Origin of the sequence: Paraburkholderia sp. CI3 (assembly GCF_050436505.1) — a bacterium.
Taxonomy (GTDB): Bacteria; Pseudomonadota; Gammaproteobacteria; order Burkholderiales; family Burkholderiaceae; genus Paraburkholderia; species Paraburkholderia tuberum.
Genome location: NZ_JBNDMI010000003.1, coordinates 2,201,273 through 2,223,993 on the forward strand (window position 1 = coordinate 2,201,273; position 22,721 = coordinate 2,223,993).

A 22,721-nucleotide genomic window follows, 5' to 3' on the forward strand; every position below is an offset into this window, starting at 1 on the left:
CGTCCGGCGCGCCACAGCCGCGCGTTCCAGATAGCAATCCGTTTGCGCCGCCCGGCGTTCCGGAGCGGCCACGTTACTCGTGGAGTAAGACGTGAGTTCGAAAGTCGTGATCGTCGGCGGTGGGGTGATCGGCAGTTCGATTGCGTATTTCTTGCGGCTGTCCGATCCGACAGTCGGCGTCACGGTAATCGAGCGCGATCCGACCTATGCGCGTTCGTCGTCGGCCTTGTCGGCGGCGTCGATCCGGCAGCAGTTTTCTACGCCGCTTTCCATTCAGATGTCGCTGTTCGGCATCGAGTTTCTTCGCTCGATCGGCGAGCGGCTCGAAGTCGACGGCACCCGGCCCTCGATCGATCTGCACGAAGGCGGCTACCTGTTTCTCGCGACACCTGCCGGTGAAGCGACGCTGCGCGAGAATCGCGCGCTGCAAAAAAGCCTCGGCGCAGATATCAGCCTGCTCGACAAGCATGGCTTGCAAACGCGCTTTCCTTGGCTCAATACCGACGACCTCGTTGCCGGCGCTTATGGCGAAAGCGGCGAGGGCTGGTTCGACGGCTACGGTTTAGTACAGGCGCTGCGCAAGAAAGCGCAGGCGCTCGGCGCGCGCTATGTCGCGGCAGACGTCACCGCGCTGCATCGCGAGGGCAATCGCGTCACGCAGGTACAAACCGCGGACGGTGAGACCTATGCTTGCGGCGTTGTCGTCAACGCGGCCGGCGCATGGTCGCGCAAGGTCGCACAGATGGTCGGCATCGATCTGCCCGTCTATCCGCGGCGGCGCAGTATCTTCAACGTCACGTCGCCAGCAAAGCTTGAACGCTGTCCGCTGCTGATCGATCCGAGCGGCGTGTACTTCCGGCCTGAAGGCAATTCGTATATCTGCGGCACGTCGCCGTCGGCCGATAACGATCCCGACGATCTACCGCTCGATGAAGTCGATCACGTGCTATTCGACGACGTGATCTGGCCGACGCTCGCCAATCGCGTGCCGCAATTCGAGGCGCTGCGCGTGCAGAACTGCTGGTCCGGCTATTACGAATACAACGTGCTCGATCAGAACGCGATCATTGGCCATCACCCGGATATCGATAACTGCATTTTCGCGAACGGCTTTAGCGGCCACGGTTTGCAGCAAGGGCCGGCAACCGGACGCGGCATCAGCGAATTGATTCTGCATGGCCGCTATGCGACGCTCGATCTCAGTTCACTAAGCTTTACGCGCGTGCTCGAAAACCGGCCGATCATCGAAAAGAACGTGGTGTAGCGCCTTATATGGCTCGACGCGCGGGTCATGCGAAAAACGCAATAAGTAGTGGGTAGATATCGTTTGCCGCAGATCCCGCCGATGGCCACAATCGACGCCGATTGTCTTCGACATCCCAATCGATATCACACGCAAGGCAGGCGGCCATCATCATGTTCTCATTCAATTCCGCATTCGAAGCCCCGAGCGGCTCGCCGATCCGCGAGCTGTTCAAATACCTCGCGCGGCCCGGCATGATCTCGTTTGCCGGCGGCTATCCGGCGAGCGACCTGTTCGATCGTGCAGGACTCGATGCCGCGGCCGCGCGTGCCTCGCAACAGCCGACGCTGTGTCTGCAATATGGCCCGACTGATGGCATCGCGATCCTCAAGGAACAGCTCGCGCAGCTGATGGCACGGCGCGGCACGCCATGCGCGCCAACAGACCTGCTGGTGACGACCGGTTCGCAACAAGGATTCGATCTGTTGCTGCGCGTGATGGTCGCGCCCGGCGACGTCGTGCTCGTCGAGCAGCCAGCGTATCCGGCCACTTTGCAGGCGCTGAAGCTGCAACAGGCCGACGTCGTCACGGTGCCCGTCGATCAACACGGCCTCGACGTGGCAAAGCTCGCCGCGGTGCTCGAGACGGGCACGCTGCATCGCGCTCCCAAGCTGCTGTACACGGTGCCGACGTTCGCGAATCCGACCGGCGCGACGCTATCGCTCGAACGTCGAATCGCATTGTTGAAACTGGCGGCGCGTTATCGGTTCGTGATCGTCGAAGACGATCCGTATGGCGATCTGCGTTTCAATGGCACGGCAGTGCCTTCGCTTTTCGCATTGAGCGAGCAGGTGCCCGGTTCACGCGACTGGGTCGTGCATTTATCGAGTCTGTCGAAGATCGTCGCGCCGGGTTTGCGTGTCGGCTGGATGATCGCGCACGCGGAGATCGTGCGGCGATGCGTGGTCGCCAAGCAGACCGTCGATCTATGCAGCGCGCCCTGGACCCAGGCGATTGCCGCCGAGTACCTCGCGAGCGGCGGGTTGGAGCGGCATCTGCCGCGCATTGTCGATGCGTATTCCGTCAAATGCCGCGCGCTATGCGATGCGCTCGACACGCATCTCGCGCGGCACATCGAATTTCATCGTCCGGCCGGCGGCATGTTCGTGTGGGCGCGTCTGAACGCGGCACGCGATGCGTCCGACTATCTGCGTGTGTGCATCGAACAGAACGTGATGTTCGTGCCGGGTGTCGCGTTTTACAAGGACGCGGCCGATAGAGCTGCGCTGCGCCTGTCGTTTGCCGCGCCGGGTGTGGAGGAGATTGAAACCGGCGTGCACCGAATGAACCGCGCGCTCGAGCAGTACTTCGACGAGCAATAAAATCCTGATTGCATCAACACAATCAGTGGAGTGCGGCAGATTACCCGGCGAGCATCTAATGTGCAGCCGCGTTTTTTTATCCAAATGCCAAAAATTGTGGCGCTTTAACAGAATCCACCGCATTCCTTATTAATCGCGAATCGCGAATCGCGTTGAGTTCGAATACGCAATCGTTTTCGTCCGCGTGTGCCTTCTATGAGACCGACCGTGGCAAGCCGCAGATGAGGCCGCCCGGGATTGCCACGTCGAACGGCGCGTACGCGCGAGCGGCCCCTCAAATGATTGCCCCCAATGAAATCGTTATTGCACGCCTTAATTTCAAGATTATGCAATTCGAATAAATTCGGGCGTTGCCAAATCTTGTAATGGAAGTGGTCGATTTATATGCGGAAATGCCATTTATAAAGATAAGAAACCGTGTAATTATCGTGCTTGCCGGCCGGCTTCCGTTTTGCGTGATTCCCGGAATGTCTGAAAGACAGGTTTTACACGGGTTCGTGCCATACGAGTCGGCTTTCGCACGGGACAGCATCGTCGCCCGTCGCGTTCGCCCATGCATGCCGCATATGAGTGCCGCACGAGAATGCGTGAGTGGGCCACAAAAAACGCTAAATGAGAAAAAGGGGGCAATGCAATGAATTCACTCGACGAGAAGCGGCCGCTGTTGATCTACGACGGCACGCTCGGCGACCTCTACGGCATCTTTTTCAGAAACCTTGTGCTGCAAATCGTGACGCTCGGTATTTACCGCTTCTGGGCGACCACGAACAACCGCCGATATGTCTGGTCGCGCATGCGGTTTCAGGACGAGCGCTTCGAGTACACGGGCACCGGGGGCGAGCTATTCAAGGGCTTTCTGTTCGCGATCGTGGTCGTGTTCAGCGCGGTGTTCGCGGCTGGCGCGCTAAGCGTGGTCTTGCGCATGCTGACGAAAAGCGCGGCACTCGGTTCGCTGCCTGTCATCGCGTTGTATCTGCTGATCGTCGTGCTCGCGGCGGGTGCGTTTTTCGGCGCGCAGCGCTATCGGCTGAGCCGGACGCAGTGGTGCGGTATTCGCGGCGGCATGACCGGCTCGGCGCTCGGCTTCGGCGTGCGCGCGTTGCTGTACGCGCTGTTGTGCGTTGTCACGCTTGGCCAGATGACGCCGTGGACATCAATGCGTCTAATGGAGTGCCGCATCAACGCGAGCAGCTTCGGTAGCCTGGCGTTTCGCTTCAAGGGGCGCGCGTGGGTCGTCTACGGTCTGTTCCTCGTTACGTTCGTCGGCGTGGTCGTGTTGTTCGCGGTGCTGTTCATGGTGTTTCTGAAGGGCGCTCTCGCATCGATGCATGTCGGCCAGGTGCCGGGGGCGAGTACGGCGCCGTCGCGGGCCGCGCTCGGATCGCTGTTTTTGTTTTATGCGCTGTTCTCCATCGGCACGATGCTGATCCGCGGCTTCTATGTCGCCGCGCTGACGCGCCACGTGATGGGCAATACGTCGCTCGGCTCGCAATTGCATTTCGGCAGTAACGTCAGCGTGGCGCGTCTGCTCAGTTTGCAGTGCGGCAACCTTGCGATCATCGTGTTCACGCTCGGCCTTGGGGCGCCAATCGTGCTGCATCGGCTGATGCGCTTTGCCGTCGACACGCTGCAGGTTTGCGGCTACCTCGATCCGCATATGCTGGGGCAAAGCACCGTGGCGGCGCCGCTGACTGGCGAGGGCATGCTGAATCTGCTCGATCATGGTGGCGCCTTCTGAGATTGGACTCGCGTTGAGAGCGCGGCAATGGGCGGGGGGCGCACGATGTGCGGCAAGTAATGGGACACGCGACTCATCTCAGGCGCGAGCGCGAAACGCAGTACGCTCAATGAGTTAGCGCAGTCATGCGCAGGTTGTCCACAAGCTTGTTCCCAAAATCTGTGGACAACAGGGCGGGAAGCGAAGCGGAGAATTCGCGCCTGAAGAATTGTGGAAAGGTACAGCACAAAAACAAACAGCGGGACTCACCGTCGACCGGTTCATCCCGCTGCTTGTGTACGACGATGTGGGCGGCTTGCCGTGCAGCGCGCACGGCAAGCGTGGCAAACGCTTATCGGTCGAGGAACGACTTCAGACGGTCCGCGCGGCTCGGATGCATGAGCTTGCGCATCGCCTTGCTCTCGATCTGGCGGATCCGCTCGCGGGTCACGTCGAACTGCTTGCCCACTTCTTCGAGCGTGTGATCCGACTTCGTGTTGATGCCGTAGCGCATGCGCAGCACCTTCGCTTCGCGCGGGGACAGAGAGTCGAGCGCGTCGTCGATCGCGGCACGCAGGTCGGCCTGCATCGCGGCATCCGCCGGCGACGATACGCCAGCGTCTTCGATCATGTCGCCCAGCGTCGCATCGCCGTCGTCGCCGACCGGCGTTTCGAGCGATACGGGTTGCTTCGCGATCTTCAGAATGCCGCGTACCTTCTCTTCCGACAGTTCCATGCGTTCCGCGAGCACCGCAGGATGCGCTTCCTGGCCGGTCTGCTGCAGGATCTCGCGCGAAATGCGGTTGAGCTTGTTGATCGTTTCGATCATGTGCACCGGCACGCGGATCGTGCGCGCCTGATCGGCGAGCGAACGAGTGACGGCCTGACGGACCCACCACGTCGCGTACGTCGAAAACTTCCAGCCACGACGGTATTCGAACTTGTCCACGGCCTTCATCAGACCGATGTTGCCTTCCTGGATCAGGTCGAGGAACAGCATGCCGCGGTTCACGTACTTCTTCGCGATCGAGATCACGAGACGCAGGTTCGCCTCGATCATCTCGCTCTTGGCCTTGCGCATCTTCGATTCGGCCGCGACCATCTGGCGGTTGATTTCTTTCAGATGCTTGAGCGGCAGCGATACCGTCGCTTCGATGTCGATCAGCTTCTGCTGTTCGGACTGGATGGCTGGCAGGTGACGCTCGAGCGCCGCACCATAGGTCGACGCGCCGGTGCGCGCGGCACGCTCGGTCCAGCCGAGGTCGGCCTCGCTACCCGCGAACGTTTCGATGAACTTCTCGCGCGGCATGCCGGCCTTCGAGACGACGATCTGCAAAATGTTGCGCTCGATCGCGCGCACTTTCGCGACCTGGCGCTGCACGTCGCCGCACAGACGGTCGATCGTGCGTGCGGTGAAGCGGATCTTCGCGAGGTGCTGCTGAATGTCTTCGCGTGCGCGCAGATAGGCCTTTGACGTGACGTCGCCGCGCGCGTGCGACGCGTTCATCTGGTCGTACAGAATGCCGACCTGGGCGAAGATTTCGAGGCAGTCGCTCGTGAGCTGCTTCAGGCGAGCTTCGTCCGCCGCCGACGAATCTTCCGGACCGACGTCGTCGTCTTCTTCGTCTTCGCTGTCTTCGTCGGCGTCGCTGTCTTCATCGGCATCCGTGTCGGCGCTCGCGACTTCTTCCGCGGCGGCCGTCTCTTCATTCAGGCCGTCGACGAGTTCGTCGATGCGCAGCTCGCCGTCGACAACCTGCTGCGCGCTCGCGAGGATCGCGGAGATCGCGAGCGGGCACGCGGCGATCGCCTGCACCATTTCGTGCAGGCCGTCTTCGATGCGCTTCGCAATCGCGATTTCGCCTGCGCGGGTGAGCAGCTCGGTCGCGCCCATTTCGCGCATGTACATACGCACGGGGTCGGTGGTGCGGCCGAACTCGGAGTCGACGGTCGACAGCGCGACTTCGGTTTCCTCGTCCGCCTGGTCGTCCGACACCACGGCGGGGGAATTCGAGTTGAGCAGCAGCGTTTCCGCGTCCGGGGCCTGCTCGTAGACCTGCACGCCCATGTCGCTGAACGCGCTGACGATGCTGTCGATCGCGGCGGTTGCGGTGAAGTTGTCGGGCAGGTGGTCGTTGATCTGCGCGTGGGTCAGGTAGCCTTGCTCTTTACCCAGCTGGATCAGTGCGCGCATCAGGCGCTGGCGTTCTTCGGCTTGTTGCGGCAGCAGCTCGGCTGCCACGGGAATCGCTTTGCCGGCGCCCTTGCCTTTGGCCGAACGGCCCGACGGAACTTTGGCAGTGAAGGCGGTGTCGTGTTGCGAATCTTCGCGATCAAAAGGGTTCACGTAATTTCCTCTAGAGGCTTCGCTATGAGACGCAAGACGCTACCGTCAGGCGTTTCGAGCAGGGCTCAGCATCACCTGATGTGACTCAACGCGGTTGTTGGGCTGTGCTCTGGGGAGCAAAAAAGATGAGCCCGCTCGAAGCGGGCCGATGGACATGCGAAATTTTGCGCGGCTCGCATTATATACGAGCTTGGGGGTTCGCGCTCGTGGGTGCACATCAAATCATCGTCGCTGTTGTCGCAGGCATTGCGTGAGGCTACGCAGGTGCATAGTCCGTGGCCATGCGCGCGACCTAACCTAGATAGGGGCGAGTTGCTCCTTGCGCAAGGGGGCTCCATGTCGTTTTCCTGTATATGGAGTCGTATCCTCGCATGCTGTCCCCAAAAGAAATTCGCAGAAGGGTATTGACGTGTTGTCGACCGTTCTCCATAATCTCGCTTCTCTGCTGCAGACGCAGCGACGCAAACGAAGCGGTGCCGGGTAGTGGTGGTTCAGGTGGTTCAGGCGCGGCGGGTTTGGCGGACCGATCTTTAAAAACTAACAGTCGATAAGTGTGGGCGCTTGATGCGGAATGCGGCGGCGGATTCTCCGGAGTCTGCTGTCAGGCAGAAGTATCAGAAGCCTCACACAGTATTAGAGGAAGGTTTGTCTGTCGAAAGACGGATCAATCATCGTCAGTACGTTGAGTGAGCGACCGGGTTCGAGAGAGCCCGAACACAGTAACAGGTTTGAACTGAAGAGTTTGATCCTGGCTCAGATTGAACGCTGGCGGCATGCCTTACACATGCAAGTCGAACGGCAGCACGGACTTCGGTCTGGTGGCGAGTGGCGAACGGGTGAGTAATACATCGGAACGTGTCCTGGAGTGGGGGATAGCCCGGCGAAAGCCGGATTAATACCGCATACGCTCGGGAGAGGAAAGCGGGGGATCTTTCGGGACCTCGCGCTCAAGGGGCGGCCGATGGCAGATTAGGTAGTTGGTGGGGTAAAGGCCTACCAAGCCGACGATCTGTAGCTGGTCTGAGAGGACGACCAGCCACACTGGGACTGAGACACGGCCCAGACTCCTACGGGAGGCAGCAGTGGGGAATTTTGGACAATGGGCGCAAGCCTGATCCAGCAATGCCGCGTGTGTGAAGAAGGCCTTCGGGTTGTAAAGCACTTTTGTCCGGAAAGAAAACCTCGTGGCTAATATCCGTGAGGGATGACGGTACCGGAAGAATAAGCACCGGCTAACTACGTGCCAGCAGCCGCGGTAATACGTAGGGTGCGAGCGTTAATCGGAATTACTGGGCGTAAAGCGTGCGCAGGCGGTGCTGTAAGACCGATGTGAAATCCCCGGGCTTAACCTGGGAACTGCATTGGTGACTGCAGCGCTGGAGTATGGCAGAGGGGGGTGGAATTCCACGTGTAGCAGTGAAATGCGTAGAGATGTGGAGGAACACCGATGGCGAAGGCAGCCCCCTGGGCCAATACTGACGCTCATGCACGAAAGCGTGGGGAGCAAACAGGATTAGATACCCTGGTAGTCCACGCCCTAAACGATGTCAACTGGTTGTCGGGCCTTCATTGGCTTGGTAACGTAGCTAACGCGTGAAGTTGACCGCCTGGGGAGTACGGTCGCAAGATTAAAACTCAAAGGAATTGACGGGGACCCGCACAAGCGGTGGATGATGTGGATTAATTCGATGCAACGCGAAAAACCTTACCTACCCTTGACATGTATGGAATCCTGCCGAGAGGCGGGAGTGCCCGAAAGGGAGCCATAACACAGGTGCTGCATGGCTGTCGTCAGCTCGTGTCGTGAGATGTTGGGTTAAGTCCCGCAACGAGCGCAACCCTTGTCCCTAGTTGCTACGCAAGAGCACTCCAGGGAGACTGCCGGTGACAAACCGGAGGAAGGTGGGGATGACGTCAAGTCCTCATGGCCCTTATGGGTAGGGCTTCACACGTCATACAATGGTCGGAACAGAGGGTTGCCAAGCCGCGAGGTGGAGCCAATCCCAGAAAACCGATCGTAGTCCGGATCGCACTCTGCAACTCGGGTGCGTGAAGCTGGAATCGCTAGTAATCGCGGATCAGCATGCCGCGGTGAATACGTTCCCGGGTCTTGTACACACCGCCCGTCACACCATGGGAGTGGGTTTTACCAGAAGTGGCTAGTCTAACCGCAAGGAGGACGGTCACCACGGTAGGATTCATGACTGGGGTGAAGTCGTAACAAGGTAGCCGTATCGGAAGGTGCGGCTGGATCACCTCCTTTCCAGAGCTGTGCATTCATTGCACTCAAGTGCTCACGCTTATCGGCTGTGGTTAGAAGCAACGCAGACAGACTTCAGGGGTCTGTAGCTCAGCCGGTTAGAGCACCGTCTTGATAAGGCGGGGGTCGATGGTTCGAATCCATCCAGACCCACCACGGTCTTGTCTGGTGAGCTGAAGGGCTGGGGCCGCTGGAATATCTGTGGGACTGGGGGATTAGCTCAGCTGGGAGAGCACCTGCTTTGCAAGCAGGGGGTCGTCGGTTCGATCCCGTCATCCTCCACCAATCCTCAATGCGCAGGGTTCTGCATGAAGGCAGAGCGTTGCGCATTGGCGATTGAGCCAGTCAGAGCGGTATGAGGCACAGGCTTCATACCGGCTGCCGTTCTTTAACAATCAGGAAGAAGTAGTAAAGAGATTCACGAAAGGCGCCTGGAGATGGGTGCCGAGTAGGTGAATCAGGGTTGTGATTGTATCGATGTATTTTAAAGGTGATCGAAAGATTGCCTTGGAATACGGCGCAACACGAATACTCAACCTGTAGCGAGTGCGTCTATCCCCTCCGGGGATGGGACCCACGTAAGCGCTAAAGCGCTAACGTGGGTCGACACAGAGACACACCCGTTATAGGGTCAAGCGAACAAGTGCATGTGGTGGATGCCTTGGCGATCACAGGCGATGAAGGACGCGGTAGCCTGCGAAAAGCTCCGGGGAGCTGGCAAACGAGCATTGATCCGGAGATGTCCGAATGGGGAAACCCACTCCTAATGGAGTATCCGTAGCTGAATCCATAGGCTACGTGAAGCGAACGCGGTGAACTGAAACATCTAAGTAACCGCAGGAAAAGAAATCAACCGAGATTCCCAGAGTAGTGGCGAGCGAAATGGGATCAGCCGGTACACGTTATCCGTATTGTTAGTCGAACGCTCTGGAAAGTGCGGCCATAGCAGGTGATAGCCCTGTAGACGAAAACAGCATGGAAGAACTGGGTGTACGAGAAGTAGGGCGGGACACGTGAAATCCTGTCTGAAGATGGGGGGACCATCCTCCAAGGCTAAATACTCGTGATCGACCGATAGTGAACCAGTACCGTGAGGGAAAGGCGAAAAGAACCCCGGGAGGGGAGTGAAACAGATCCTGAAACCGCATGCATACAAACAGTCGGAGCCCCGCTTTAAGCGCTTTCGGCGCATTCATGAAATGAATGCGTCAAAAGACATCAAGTCTGAAACATGACCACTGCGCGCTTGAAGTGGATTTAAGCGCGAGAGCGCTTAAAGCGGGGTGACGGCGTACCTTTTGTATAATGGGTCAGCGACTTACATTCAGTGGCGAGCTTAACCGATTAGGGCAGGCGTAGCGAAAGCGAGTCCGAACAGGGCGTCCAGTCGCTGGGTGTAGACCCGAAACCAGGTGATCTATCCATGGCCAGGTTGAAGGCACGGTAACACGTGCTGGAGGACCGAACCCACTAACGTTGAAAAGTTAGGGGATGAGCTGTGGATAGGGGTGAAAGGCTAAACAAACCTGGAAATAGCTGGTTCTCTCCGAAAACTATTTAGGTAGTGCCTCGTGTGTCACCTTCGGGGGTAGAGCACTGTCATGGTTGTGGGGTCCATTGCGGATTACTACGCCATAGCAAACTCCGAATACCGAAGAGTGCAATCACGGGAGACAGACATCGGGTGCTAACGTCCGGTGTCAAGAGGGAAACAACCCAGACCGCCAGCTAAGGTCCCCAAATATGGCTAAGTGGGAAACGAAGTGGGAAGGCTAAAACAGTCAGGAGGTTGGCTTAGAAGCAGCCACCCTTTAAAGAAAGCGTAATAGCTCACTGATCGAGTCGTCCTGCGCGGAAGATGTAACGGGGCTAAGCCATATACCGAAGCTGCGGATGCACAGTAATGTGCATGGTAGGAGAGCGTTCCGTAAGCCTGCGAAGGTGCACTGGAAAGTGTGCTGGAGGTATCGGAAGTGCGAATGCTGACATGAGTAGCGATAAAGGGGGTGAAAGGCCCCCTCGCCGTAAGCCCAAGGTTTCCTACGCAACGTTCATCGGCGTAGGGTGAGTCGGCCCCTAAGGCGAGGCAGAAATGCGTAGCTGATGGGAAGCAGATTAATATTTCTGCACCATTGTGAAATGCGATGGGGGGACGGATCGCGGAAGGTTGTCCGGGTGTTGGAAGTCCCGGTCCTTGCATTGGAGAAGGCGCTTTGGCAAATCCGGGCGCGCAATTCAAGGGTGCGAGGCGAGTCGCCTAGGCGACGAAGCAACTGGAAGGGGTTCCAGGAAAAGCCTCTAAGCTTCAGTTTCACAGTGACCGTACCGCAAACCGACACAGGTGGGCGAGATGAGTATTCTAAGGCGCTTGAGAGAACTCGGGAGAAGGAACTCGGCAAATTGGTACCGTAACTTCGGGATAAGGTACGCCCTCATAGCCTGACTGGCCTGCGCCAGAAGGGTGAAAGGGTTGCAATAAACTGGTGGCTGCGACTGTTTAATAAAAACACAGCACTCTGCAAACACGAAAGTGGACGTATAGGGTGTGACGCCTGCCCGGTGCCGGAAGATTAAATGATGGGGTGCAAGCTCCTGATTGAAGTCCCGGTAAACGGCGGCCGTAACTATAACGGTCCTAAGGTAGCGAAATTCCTTGTCGGGTAAGTTCCGACCTGCACGAATGGCGTAACGATGGCCACACTGTCTCCTCCCGAGACTCAGCGAAGTTGAAGTGTTTGTGATGATGCAATCTCCCCGCGGCTAGACGGAAAGACCCCATGAACCTTTACTGTAGCTTTGCATTGGACTTTGAACCGGTCTGTGTAGGATAGGTGGGAGGCTATGAAGTTGGGACGCCAGTCTCAATGGAGCCGTCCTTGAAATACCACCCTGATCTGTTTGAGGTTCTAACCTTGGCCCGTGATCCGGGTCGGGGACAGTGCATGGTAGGCAGTTTGACTGGGGCGGTCTCCTCCCAAAGTGTAACGGAGGAGTACGAAGGTACGCTAGGTACGGTCGGAAATCGTGCTGATAGTGCAATGGCATAAGCGTGCTTGACTGTGAGACTGACAAGTCGAACAGGTGCGAAAGCAGGTCATAGTGATCCGGTGGTTCTGTATGGAAGGGCCATCGCTCAACGGATAAAAGGTACTCTGGGGATAACAGGCTGATACCGCCCAAGAGTTCATATCGACGGCGGTGTTTGGCACCTCGATGTCGGCTCATCTCATCCTGGGGCTGTAGCCGGTCCCAAGGGTATGGCTGTTCGCCATTTAAAGAGGTACGTGAGCTGGGTTTAAAACGTCGTGAGACAGTTTGGTCCCTATCTGCCGTGGGCGCTGGATATTTGAAGGGGGCTGCTCCTAGTACGAGAGGACCGGAGTGGACGAACCTCTGGTGTACCGGTTGTCACGCCAGTGGCATCGCCGGGTAGCTATGTTCGGAAGAGATAACCGCTGAAAGCATCTAAGCGGGAAACTCGCCTTAAGATGAGATATCCCCGGGGCTTCGAGCCCCTTGAAGGGTCGTTCAAGACCAGGACGTTGATAGGTCAGGTGTGCACGTACAGTAATGTACTGAGCTAACTGATACTAATTGCCCGTAAGGCTTGATCCTATAACAGGTGTGTCTCGACCCGCGTTAGTGCTTGAGCACTTACGCCGGTCCGATCCCCGAAGGGGATTGGTGTGAACTCCCGCGGGAGCCAACAGAAACGCACGGTTGGGATTCAGTGTTGTGCCAGAAACAACACAACCCCCACACTCGAATCCTTTACGCTTCTTCCCGATTGGCTGTGGCGCAAGCGGTTGACTCCAGCCCTGCGACGCAGCAACCCGTCATGCCTGATGACCATAGCGAGTCGGTCCCACCCCTTCCCATCCCGAACAGGACCGTGAAACGACTCCACGCCGATGATAGTGCGGATTGCCCGTGTGAAAGTAGGTAATCGTCAGGCTCCCCCCCAGTCAGCAACCCCACCCGCCGCGGTGGGGTTTTTGCGTTTACGCGGCCGACTTTGCGCGCTGTCTCCGTCTGCGCAAGGTTACGCGTTCTGACATCCAGCGAGCCGTCGCACTGCCGCAGCGGGATCTCGCTCACCTCGTCCTGATCTCTCGCAGCGTTGTTGGTCTCGTACTAAATTCCAACTTCTGACGGGTTACGTTGATGGATACTGCGCGCTTCACTACTTTCCGATCCGCAACGCATCCGCGTAATCCGGCGACTTCCGACGCGGTCATCCAAAATCCGTGTCCTTCTGGCTCGGCCGGCCAGCACCTCCTCCAAACACGCTAAGCCCGCTTACGCGCCGGCGCTCGATCGGATCCCCCTGCGATAAAGCGGTCGAGTCTTTCGCTGGCCTCCGTAATCGCCCAAAGCGGAGCGCGATGCAGCTGCCGATCGTAGCTCGTTGCGATGGATGCAAAGAGCGCGAATCCCGCTTCGTCAAGTTTCCATTCGTTGCGTTCCCGACCTGCGTCGAACACCATCGCCGAGGCGCGGTCCGCGGCGTGGAGCTCTTCGTGGCTCATCGAGCCAAAGCCAGCATCAGCGAGGTAGCTGGTCAACAGCATGATCTGCGTGACCGTCTGCGCATCGCTCTTCGTACCGAGGCCGCGGCGCAGTGCGTCGAGCGACAGATGAACTCGCAACGCGAGATCGTCGGCGATCTGGCGCGCGATGGGCAACAGCATGGCTTTGGCATGCCGCGCGCGGGCGGCGCCAGTGTTGCGGAAAGGAATTGGTTGTGCCATGGAGATCCGAGGGGTTTGCCTGAGCACATGCAATAACGGCGCGCTTCGCAAAAGGTTGAGCCTTCATTGCGTTTTAGCCGCTTCCTTCGACGAAAACGTTTGCTGGCGGCCACTTGCGCGCAGATTGCCGGCACGTCGCGGCGTCCGTCGTCGAGCGAATTGGCACCTACATCGCCCGCGATGCGCCGTTCACTCCCCACGAATCCAGCGGCTTTGCTTCCTATGCTTGCCCACGGAAAGGCGTCGCGCCGCATTGCCACCTCGCGCGCGTCCGGCCATCTACCTCGGCGAAACCTCTCTATCATGACGATTGGAACAACCTCGGCCAGCAAGCCGGACCGGAGCAAGTCCCGCCGGCAAGCGCCATCAGCTGTCTTCGACCCGAGGATGCATCGATGCAGACTCATTCATCCAACGTTGTCTCGACGCCCGCCGATTTGCGGATCGACGGCGCGCGGCTGTGGGACTGTCTCATGCAGCTCGTGTGGATCGGCGCGACCGACAAACGCGGTGTCTGCCGTCCAGCACTGACCGAACTCGACCGTGAGGCACGCGATCAGTTCATCGCGTGGACGAAGGAGATCGGCCGCACGATGCCGGTCGACGCGATCGGCAATATTTTCGCGTGGAGGACGGGGCTGCGTGACGATCTGCCGCCCATAATGACGGGCAGCCATCTCGACACGCAGCCGACCGGCGGCAAATTCGACGGCAATTATGGTGTGCTGGCAGGGCTGGAGGTGCTGCGCCCGCTGGCCGAGGCCAACGTGCAGACCATCGCGCCGCTCGAGGTTGCCATGTGGACCAACGAGGAGGGCTCGCGACTCTTGCCGGTGATGATGGGCTCCGGCGTGTTCGCCGGCGCATTCGCGCTCGAGCACGCGCTAGCGCAACGCGATCGCGACGGCGTAGCGGTGCGCCACGCGCTAGCGGCGATCGGCTATGCCGGCGAGCATCGCAAGTCGCACGCTGTCGGCGCATATTTCGAGGTGCATATCGAACAGGGGTCCGTGCTCGAAGCGCACGACAAGGTCATCGGCGTCGTGCAGGGCGCGCTCGGGCAGCGCTGGTACGACCTGATCGTGCACGGCATGGAAGCGCACGCGGGGCCGATGGCGCTGCGCCGCGACGCGCTGCTCGTCGCCGCGGATCCGATCCATGCGGTGAACCGTATCGCACTCGATCACGCGCCGCATGGCCGTAGCACGGTCGGCTGGCTCGACGTGCATTCAAACTCGCGCAACGTCATTTCGGGCCGCGTGAAATTCAGCGTCGACCTGCGCGCAGCCGATGACGCATCGCTCACTGCGATGGACCTTGCATGGCGTGCAGCGTGCGCGCAGGCGGGCAGCAATGGGGGCAACGCCGCCACCAACGCCGCCGCCACCCGCGCGAGCAGCAGCTTGGACGCCCCCGTCACTATCAACATCGAGCAGGTCGTCTACTTCCCGCCGCAGCGATTCGCCGCGCAATGGATCGCCGAGGTCAGGCAGAGCGCGGAGCGGCTCGGTGTGTCGTCGATGGACGTGATCAGCGGCGCGGGCCACGACGCCGCCTATCTCGCGCGCGGCGCACCCAGCGCGATGAACTTCGTTCCCTGCAAGGACGGCATTAGCCACAACGAAATCGAGGACGCGCGCGCCGATCATCTGGAAGCCGGCTGCAATATGCTGCTGCAGGTGATGCCGAGCGCGGCGTCGAGAACGGGGAGCATGCGCGCATGAAGGTCCTGATCGCACGAATGAACCACGAGACCAACACGTTCTCGCCAGTAGAGACCCCGCTGGCCGCATTCGGCCGCAACGGTCCGAGCTACGGCCGCGCCGCGTTCGACGAAAACAAGGGCATGCAAATCGCGATGGCCGCGTTCATCGACGCCGCCGAGCGCGTGCATGCCGAAATCGTGACGCCGATCTCCGCCATGGCGAATCCGAGCGGGCCGGTCGACGCCGCCGCCTACGATACGATCTGCGACGCGATCGTGGCAGCCGCGACGGGCTGCGACGCGGTGATGCTCGATCTGCACGGCGCGATGGTCGCCGAGAACTCGACCGACGGTGAAGGCGATCTGCTCGGGCGCGTGCGTGCGTCGCTGCCGCACGCGCCGATCGCGGTCGCGCTCGATCTGCATGGCAACGTCACGCAAAAAATGATCGACAACGCCGACGTCATCGTCAGCTTCAAGACCTATCCGCACGTCGACATGTACGAGACTGGCGCACATGCAGCGCGCTTGCTGTTCGACATGATCGAGGGCCGCGCGAAGCCGGTGATCGCGTGGCGTCAGCCGCCGCTGCTCACGCACACGCTGCGCAGCGCGAGCGTTGACGGCGCGATGAAACGCGCGCTCGATGCCGCGCGCGCCGCCGAGGCCGACGGCATGCTCGCGGTGTCGGTGCTGGCGGGCTTCTCGCTCGCCGATATCGAAGCGCCATGTATTAGCGTCGTCGTCGTGGGCAATGGCGAGCGCGCGGATGCGGAGGCGGTCGCCGAGCGCATCGCGCGGCAGATCTGGGACGAGCGCGACGATTTCGTCTATCGCAGCGCGCCGCTTGCCGAATCGGTCGCGCGGGCGGCGTCGCTGGCACGCGCCGCCGATAAACCGGTGCTAATGCTCGATCACGGCGACAACTGCATGTCGGGCGGCACGTGCGACACGATGGATTTGCTCGAGGAAGCGTTGAGGCAGGGCCTCGAAGGCATCGTCAGCGGGCCGTTGTGCGATCCGCAGGCGGTCGCGGCCCTGGCGGCCTCGGGTGTCGGTAGCACGGTCACGCTCGCGATCGGCAACAAGCTCACAAACGATGCATTGCCCTCGCGTTCGCCGCTTGCCCTGACCGGCGTCGTGCGCGCGCTGACTGACGGCGAATACGTGATCAGCGGCCCGACCTACACCGGCCAGCGCGCGTACATGGGGCGCGCGGCAGTGCTCGACACCGGCACGGTGAAACTCGTCGTGACCGAACGAACGCATGAGCCGTGGGATCTCGGCGTGTTCGAGAGCGTCGGCATCGATCCGCGCCGCGCGCGTTTTCTGCTGCTCAAATCACGCATGTATTGCCGGCCGGTTTTTGTGCCGATCGCGGAGGCACTCGTCGAATGCGATAGCCGCGGCGTCACGAGTTCGGACTATGGTCTGTTCAGCTTCGAGCACGTGAAGCGGCCGGTTTATCCGTTGGACCCTCACACCGAATGGACCGCGACGAACTGATCAACATGCATGCGTTTCGATAAGTCGCGGCAAGGGCTTGTGCAGTGCGCATTGAGTCTCTATAATTCGCGCCTCTAAAGGCTCGTAGCTCAGTTGGTTAGAGCACCACCTTGACATGGTGGGGGTCGTTGGTTCGAATCCAATCGAGCCTACCAACGCATCTGTGACGTAGACGAAAGCGGTCCGCTTTCGTTTACGGTCCTGTCAAATCGATCCAGTCGTTCCCTCAGTTTCGCCGTTCGGCATCACGTCCCCTTCGTTGTTGTTGTCCGCTCGTGGCTCGAGGCTCGTGCACGTTCACGCGCGCGCTCTCGCCGTTGCGTCGTCGTTCGACAATGCGCGGTACAGTTAGACCTTCCGCTTTCGCCGCCGACCCGACTGCTGTTCCCATCGCATCTTCGATCATGCGATGCCGGCAGCATCCAACGGAGCTGACGCAATGAAGAAGCTCATCAACGATGTGTCCACCGTGGTCTCCGAGATGCTCGACGGGCTCATCGCGCTCAATCCCCAACTCTCGCTGTTGCAAGGCGGCACGATCGTCTTGCGCGCCGATGCCCAGGCCGTGGCCGCGCGCGGCGAGGTCGCGCTGATCTCGGGCGGCGGCTCGGGCCACGAGCCCGCGCACGGCGGCTATGTGGGCCACGGCATGCTGAGCGCGGCGGTAGCCGGCGAGGTCTTCACCTCGCCCTCCACCGACGCCGTGCTCGACGCGATACGCGCGGTGGCCGGCCCCGCGGGCGCGTTGCTGATCGTCAAGAACTACACGGGCGACCGCTTCAACTTCGGCCTCGCGGCCGAAATCGCGCGCGCCGAGGGCATCCTCGTTGAGATGATGATCGTCGCCGATGACGTCGCGCTGAGCGCGAGCGGCGATCACGCGGGCCGTCGCGGACTCGCGGGCACAGTGTTGGTTCACAAGATCGCGGGCGCGGCGGCCGCGCGCGGTTTGCCGTTGGCCGAGGTCGCGCGGCTCGCTCGGGAAGCGGCCGCGTCGCTCGGCACGATGGGCGTCGCGCTGACGCCGTGCACGGTGCCGGCCGCGGGCAAGCCGGGCTTCGCGCTGGGCGATGGCGAAATCGAATGGGGCCTCGGCATTCATGGCGAACCCGGCGTGGCGCGCGGCGCGCTGGAGCCGGCCGACGCGATCGTCGGCAAGCTGCTTGCAAAGATCGTCGACGATCTCGCGTTGCAGGCGGGCGAGCGCGTCGCGCTGCTCGTCAACAATCTGGGTGGCACGCCGCCGAGCGAACTCAACGTGGTGGCTGGTGCCGCGCTGCGCGAGCTTGCCGGGCGCGGCATCGAAGTCGCGCGCGCGTGGGCCGGCACGTTCCTGAGCGCGCTCGAAATGGCCGGCGTCTCGCTGACGCTGCTGCGTATCGATGACGAACGGCTGAGCCTGCTCGACGCCGCCTCACAGACGAGCGCATGGCCTGCGCTGAGCGGCCGCGTCGCGCAGGTCGCGGTGCGTGCGGCGCCACCCGCGCCGCAAAGCGCGAGCGGCGCGACGCTCGCGCGTGACGCGACGCTGCGGCGCGCGATCGAAGCGGTCTGCGAGTGCCTGCTTGCAGCCGAGCCGACATTGACCGAAATGGACCAGCGCGTCGGCGACGGCGACCTCGGCATCAGCCTCGCGCGCGGCGCACGCGCGGTGCAGCTCGAGCTCGATTCCTACGCGTGCGCAACCACCCCGGGCGCGGTATTGCGCGGCATGTCGGCGACGCTGCGGCGCGTGGTGGGCGGTACGTCGGGTCCGCTGTACGCGGTGATGCTGCTGCGCGCGGCGGCCGCGCTCGAACAGTCGGGCGGGACCACCGCACGGCAATGGGCGACGGCGTTCAGCGCCGGTGTCGATGGGTTGATGGAACTGGGGGGCGCGAGGCCGGGCGAGCGGACGATGGTCGATGCGCTGAGGCCCGCTGCCGACGCGCTGCACGACGCACTCGCTCAGGGAGCGTCGACGGATGCCGCATTGCAGGCCACCGTCGCTGCGGCAAGCGACGGCACGTCTCGTACCGCATCGATGCATCCGCGGCGCGGGCGTTCGAGCTATGTCGGCGAGCGCGCGCTCGGTCATATGGACCCGGGCGCGCATGCGGTCGCGTTGTGGCTCGCGGCGATTCGCGACGCGCTTCCCGGTTAGGCGCAGGCGGACGCGAACGATACGGCGAACGGAAGGGACGAGCGCACTTTCGCAGCAGGGAAAAACTACGCCGCCGTCACGGCCGCAGCAGATCGAACCCCGCGAACGCCACGACGCCGCTCAGTGCGATCAGCGCCACCGAGTGCTGTCCAAGGTACAGCAGCCCGGCAGCGGACCAACACGTGACAGCGAATGCGGCAATACGTTTCATGCTTCCTTCTTCTACGACTCGAACTCAAAAACCGACTCAGAAGCCCAGCGTAACGGCCAGCAATCCACTGACGACACCGCCCACCACCACTGCACAGGCCACCACCGTCAGCACGCGCCGCGGAAACGACCGCGCGAGCATCGCGAGCGACGGCACGCTGACGAGCGGCAGCGTCATCAGCAGCGCGCCGGCGGGGCCGGCGGCCATGCCGAACGACAGCATCGCCTGAATGATCGGCACTTCACCCGCGGTCGGAATCACGAACAGCGTGCCGGCGATCGACAGCGCGATGATCCACAGCAGGCTGTTGTCGACGTCCGGGCCGATGTGCGGAAACAGCCACGCGCGCGCCGCGCCGAGAATCAGCACGAGCGCGATGTATTCCGGCACGAGCCGCAGCGTCATGCGCCCCAGAATCGTGATCCAGCGCGAGAACGGGGTGCCTGGATCGTCGGCGCTGACCAGTTGCGCGACGGCCTCTCGCGACGCTTGCGCTTCCTGCGGCGTGACCATGCGGTTCACGACGTAGCCAAGGCCGAACACCATCACGATGCCGAGCGCGAGGCGCAGGCCCATCCACTGCCAGCCGAGCACGAAGCCCATGAAGATCAGCGTAGCGGGATTCAGCGCGGTATTACCGAGCCAAAAAGCAATCGCCGCGCCCGGCGCCGCTTCGCGCGCGCGCAGGCCCGCGACGACCGGCGCCGCGCAGCAGGTGCACATCATGCCCGGCAACGACATCAGGCCGCCTTTGACGACGCTGTTGAAGTCGGCACGGCCGAGCGCGCGCGCGACCCATTGCGGCGGAATCAGCGCCTGTACCGCGGAGCCGAGCAGCAGGCCGAGCACCATCGCCTGCCAGATTGCCTTGCCGTAAGCGAGCGCGAAGTCGATCGCGGCCTGCCATGAGGCCGCCGGCGCGCTCGCGGACGTGCCCATCAGGATCGACTTGCCGATCGAATGCTGGCTCGCGGCGACGAACGCGCGGTTGTAGTACGGAAACCACTTCACATAGAAGAGGCCGACGACGGCGATCAGCAGGAACACGATCCAGCCAAGCGTGACGCGGGGTTGCCGAAGGGTTGATTGCATGATGGTTGTTGAATGTCGTTGTGGATCAACCGACGACTAGCGTGCGGGTATCGAGCTGCGCGAGCAGCGTTTTCGCCTGCTCGACGATGTCGGCGTCGTTCGGGCGGAAATCGAGTTGCAGCGCGTTGGGCAACTGCTCGAAATGCTGGCCGCTGCTGCGCGCGTATGCGGGATCGTAGTGCCGTTCGATCAGTTCGCGCGCGAGCTCGGCGCGCCGGTTCTCGTCGACGAGCCGCAGCCAGCCCGTGACCCGCTCGCGGCTGTGCAGACCGATCAACCGTTCCAGCTGTCCCTTGAAGTAATCGGGATGCTGGAACAGATGCGCGTAATCCTGCAACAGAAACGCCGCGCGGTCCTCGCTGCTCGAGCGCACCTCGACGCACGCACCGCGATGAAACGTTTCGAGCAGCGCGAGCGGCAGCGTGACGGAGCCAATACGCCGGCTTTCCGCCTCGACGAACACCGGCCGATTCACGTCGAAGTCGCGCAGCGCGGTGACGAGCAGCGTGTCGAAACGCTTTTGCGACGGCTGCGCCACGCCCGTATACGCGCCGAGCAGCGAGCCGCGATGCGAGGCGAGCGCCTCGAGGTCGAGCGTCTGCGCGCCGGCCTCGTGCAGCGCCGACAGCAGCCGCGTCTTGCCACTGCCGGTCGGGCCGACGAGCGCGATATAGCTGAAACGGCGCGGCAGGGTTTCGAGCCTCTCCAGCGTGGCGCGCCGGTAGCTCTTGTAGCCGCCGTCGAGTTGCCGCGCCGACCAGCCGATCATGTTGAACAGCGTCGTGACCGAGCCCGAACGCTTGCCGCCGCGCCAGCAGTAGATCAGCGGGCGCCAGTTGCGCGGCCGGTCGGCGAACGTGGTTTCCAGATGATGCGCGATGTTGCGCGCGACCAACGCCGCGCCGAGCCGCGTGCCCTCGAACGGCGACACCTGCGTGTAGGTCGTGCCGACCAGCACGCGTTCCTCGTTGCTCAGCACTGGCGCGTTGGTCGCGCCCGGAATATGGTCTTCCTCGAACTCGAGCGGAGTGCGAACGTCGACGATTTCATCGAAATCGCCGGCTTTGTCGAGGCTGACTAGAAGACTTTTCAAGGGAGTAGGGACAAAACGGACCGCGGGAAGAGCGAAATTATCGCATGGGCGGCTCGTTCGGGCCGGTTATATGCGTCCTTCCCGGGGTTCTCCAGTGACGTCCTTCGGCTGCCTACCTCAGATGACTTCGACCCGCGCTTTCCCGCTCACCAGCTCGCCAATCACCCGTGCGTCGGCAAAGCCATCGGCGCGGAACAGCGCGAGCACTTCGTCTACCGCTTCGGGCGAGCACGACACCAGCAGCCCGCCCGACGTCTGCGGATCGGTCAACAACGCGCGGCCGGCGGACGGCAAGGTGGCGGGCAGCACCACGTCGTGGCCGTAGGCATCCCAGTTGCGGCCCGATGCGCCGGTGAAAATGCCTGCTTGCGCGAGGCTCGCGACGTTCGGCAGCCACGGCAGGTCCGCGTAGCGCACGCGCGCGGTCAGCTTCGAGCCGCGTGCGAGTTCCAGCGTGTGGCCGAGCAGGCCGAAGCCGGTGATGTCGGTCAGCGCATGCACGCCGTCGAGCCGCGCCAGCTCGGCGCCCGGCCGGTTCAGCTTGGTGGTCGCGCCGATCATTGCCGCGTAGCCGGCCGCGTCGAGCCGGTCCTTCTTCAATGCCGCGGACAGAATCCCGACGCCGAGCGGCTTGCCGAGGATCAGCACGTCGCCGGCCTGGCCGCCCGCGTTGCGCTTGACGCGCTTCGGATCGACGATGCCCAGCGCGACGAGGCCGTAAATCGGCTCGACCGAATCGATCGAATGGCCGCCCGCGAGCGGGATACCTGCTTCCGCGCAGACCGATTCGCCGCCTTTCAGCACGGCCGCGATCACGTCGTGCGGCAGCACGTTGATCGGCATGCCGACGATCGCGAGGGCCATGATCGGCTTGCCGCCCATCGCGTAGACGTCGGAGATCGCGTTGGTCGCGGCGATGCGGCCGAAGTCGAAGGGATCGTCGACGATCGGCATGAAGAAATCGGTGGTCGCGACGATCGCCTGGTCTTCGTTGAGCTTGTAGACGGCGGCGTCGTCGGCGGTGTCGTTGCCGACCAGCAGGTCGGGGAAGAATGGCAGCGGCGCGCTGCGCTTGAGCAGATCGGCGAGCAGGCCGGGCGCGATCTTGCAGCCGCAGCCGCCGCCGTGCGACAGGCTCGTCAGGCGGGGCGACTGGCTTGCTTGGACTTGGGTCATGGGGGCGAGAGTTGGGGTTCGTCGAATGACCGCATTATGAGGGTTGTTTTCACCCTGTGCAGCGTCGGCACGGGCGCAAACCGGCTCTATGCCGA

The 22,721-nt window shown here is 61.7% G+C and carries 12 protein-coding genes, 3 tRNA genes and 3 rRNA genes; 12 read left to right on the forward strand and 6 right to left on the reverse strand.

Features of this window, described 5'->3' with window-relative positions; genetic code table 11:
* Positions 1-91: 91 nt before the first annotated feature.
* The 3 genes from OKW29_RS18805 (at position 92) to OKW29_RS18815 (ending at position 4,363) form a co-directional block, all read left to right on the forward strand.
* Positions 92-1,264, forward strand: a complete 1,173-nt coding sequence (locus tag OKW29_RS18805) for an NAD(P)/FAD-dependent oxidoreductase (protein WP_429292068.1) — start codon at positions 92-94, stop codon at positions 1,262-1,264.
* A gap of 152 nt (positions 1,265-1,416) precedes the next feature.
* Positions 1,417-2,625 carry a PLP-dependent aminotransferase family protein gene (locus OKW29_RS18810; RefSeq protein WP_429292069.1) on the forward strand — a complete coding sequence of 403 codons (1,209 nt, stop codon included), beginning with the start codon at positions 1,417-1,419 and terminating at the stop codon, positions 2,623-2,625.
* A 634-nt stretch (positions 2,626-3,259) separates the two neighbouring features.
* Positions 3,260-4,363: a YjgN family protein gene (locus OKW29_RS18815; protein WP_429292070.1), complete on the forward strand. Its 1,104-nt coding sequence runs from the start codon at positions 3,260-3,262 to the stop codon at positions 4,361-4,363.
* Between the two features lie 331 nt (positions 4,364-4,694).
* On the opposite strand, the gene rpoD is transcribed toward OKW29_RS18815, so the two are convergent.
* Complete coding sequence (rpoD, locus tag OKW29_RS18820) at positions 4,695-6,689, reverse strand: RNA polymerase sigma factor RpoD (RefSeq protein WP_429292071.1); 1,995 nt, start codon at positions 6,687-6,689, stop codon at positions 4,695-4,697.
* A 730-nt stretch (positions 6,690-7,419) separates the two neighbouring features.
* Between rpoD and OKW29_RS18825 the strand changes: the two genes are divergently transcribed.
* The 5 genes from OKW29_RS18825 to rrf all read left to right on the forward strand — a co-directional run bounded on the left by OKW29_RS18825 (position 7,420) and on the right by rrf (position 12,904).
* Positions 7,420-8,952: ribosomal RNA gene (locus OKW29_RS18825) — 16S ribosomal RNA — on the forward strand.
* Positions 8,953-9,028: 76 nt separating this feature from the next.
* Positions 9,029-9,105: transfer RNA gene (locus OKW29_RS18830), tRNA-Ile, on the forward strand.
* Positions 9,106-9,158: 53 nt separating this feature from the next.
* Positions 9,159-9,234 (forward strand) — tRNA-Ala (locus OKW29_RS18835).
* A gap of 344 nt (positions 9,235-9,578) precedes the next feature.
* A 23S ribosomal RNA gene (locus OKW29_RS18840) occupies positions 9,579-12,564 on the forward strand.
* A 226-nt stretch (positions 12,565-12,790) separates the two neighbouring features.
* Positions 12,791-12,904, forward strand: a 5S ribosomal RNA gene (gene rrf, locus OKW29_RS18845).
* The 16S, 23S and 5S rRNA genes sit together here with 2 tRNA genes alongside, the layout of an rRNA operon.
* Before the next feature lie 334 nt (positions 12,905-13,238).
* On the opposite strand, the gene OKW29_RS18850 is transcribed toward rrf, so the two are convergent.
* Positions 13,239-13,700 carry a hypothetical protein gene (locus tag OKW29_RS18850; protein ID WP_184039035.1) on the reverse strand — a complete coding sequence of 154 codons (462 nt, stop codon included), beginning with the start codon at positions 13,698-13,700 and terminating at the stop codon, positions 13,239-13,241.
* A gap of 395 nt (positions 13,701-14,095) precedes the next feature.
* On the opposite strand from OKW29_RS18850, the gene OKW29_RS18855 reads away from it, so the two are divergent.
* The 4 genes from OKW29_RS18855 (at position 14,096) to dhaK (ending at position 19,054) form a co-directional block, all read left to right on the forward strand.
* Complete coding sequence (locus OKW29_RS18855) at positions 14,096-15,424, forward strand: Zn-dependent hydrolase (protein ID WP_429292072.1); 1,329 nt, start codon at positions 14,096-14,098, stop codon at positions 15,422-15,424.
* The gene (locus tag OKW29_RS18860; RefSeq protein WP_429292073.1) at positions 15,421-16,911 is read left to right on the forward strand and encodes a M81 family metallopeptidase; all 1,491 of its coding nucleotides are present in this window, start codon (positions 15,421-15,423) and stop codon (positions 16,909-16,911) included. Before OKW29_RS18855 ends, OKW29_RS18860 begins: the two co-directional genes overlap by 4 nt.
* 78 nt (positions 16,912-16,989) lie before the next feature.
* Positions 16,990-17,066: transfer RNA gene (locus tag OKW29_RS18865), tRNA-Val, on the forward strand.
* Between the two features lie 284 nt (positions 17,067-17,350).
* Positions 17,351-19,054 carry a dihydroxyacetone kinase subunit DhaK gene (gene dhaK, locus OKW29_RS18870; protein WP_429292074.1) on the forward strand — a complete coding sequence of 568 codons (1,704 nt, stop codon included), beginning with the start codon at positions 17,351-17,353 and terminating at the stop codon, positions 19,052-19,054.
* Between the two features lie 76 nt (positions 19,055-19,130).
* Here the strand turns inward: dhaK and OKW29_RS18875 are convergent, their stop codons facing one another.
* The 4 genes from OKW29_RS18875 to selD form a co-directional block, all read right to left on the reverse strand.
* Positions 19,131-19,265, reverse strand: a complete 135-nt coding sequence (locus OKW29_RS18875; RefSeq protein WP_143037237.1) for a hypothetical protein — start codon at positions 19,263-19,265, stop codon at positions 19,131-19,133.
* Between the two features lie 36 nt (positions 19,266-19,301).
* Positions 19,302-20,357, reverse strand: a complete 1,056-nt coding sequence (locus tag OKW29_RS18880; protein WP_429292075.1) for a permease — start codon at positions 20,355-20,357, stop codon at positions 19,302-19,304.
* A gap of 25 nt (positions 20,358-20,382) precedes the next feature.
* On the reverse strand, positions 20,383-21,450 hold the full coding sequence (gene mnmH / locus OKW29_RS18885; protein WP_429292076.1) for a tRNA 2-selenouridine(34) synthase MnmH: 1,068 nt from the start codon (positions 21,448-21,450) through the stop codon (positions 20,383-20,385).
* A gap of 117 nt (positions 21,451-21,567) precedes the next feature.
* Positions 21,568-22,626 (reverse strand): selenide, water dikinase SelD, encoded by a 1,059-nt coding sequence (gene selD / locus OKW29_RS18890; protein ID WP_429292077.1) that lies wholly within the window; start codon positions 22,624-22,626, stop codon positions 21,568-21,570.
* Positions 22,627-22,721 lie beyond the last annotated feature (95 nt).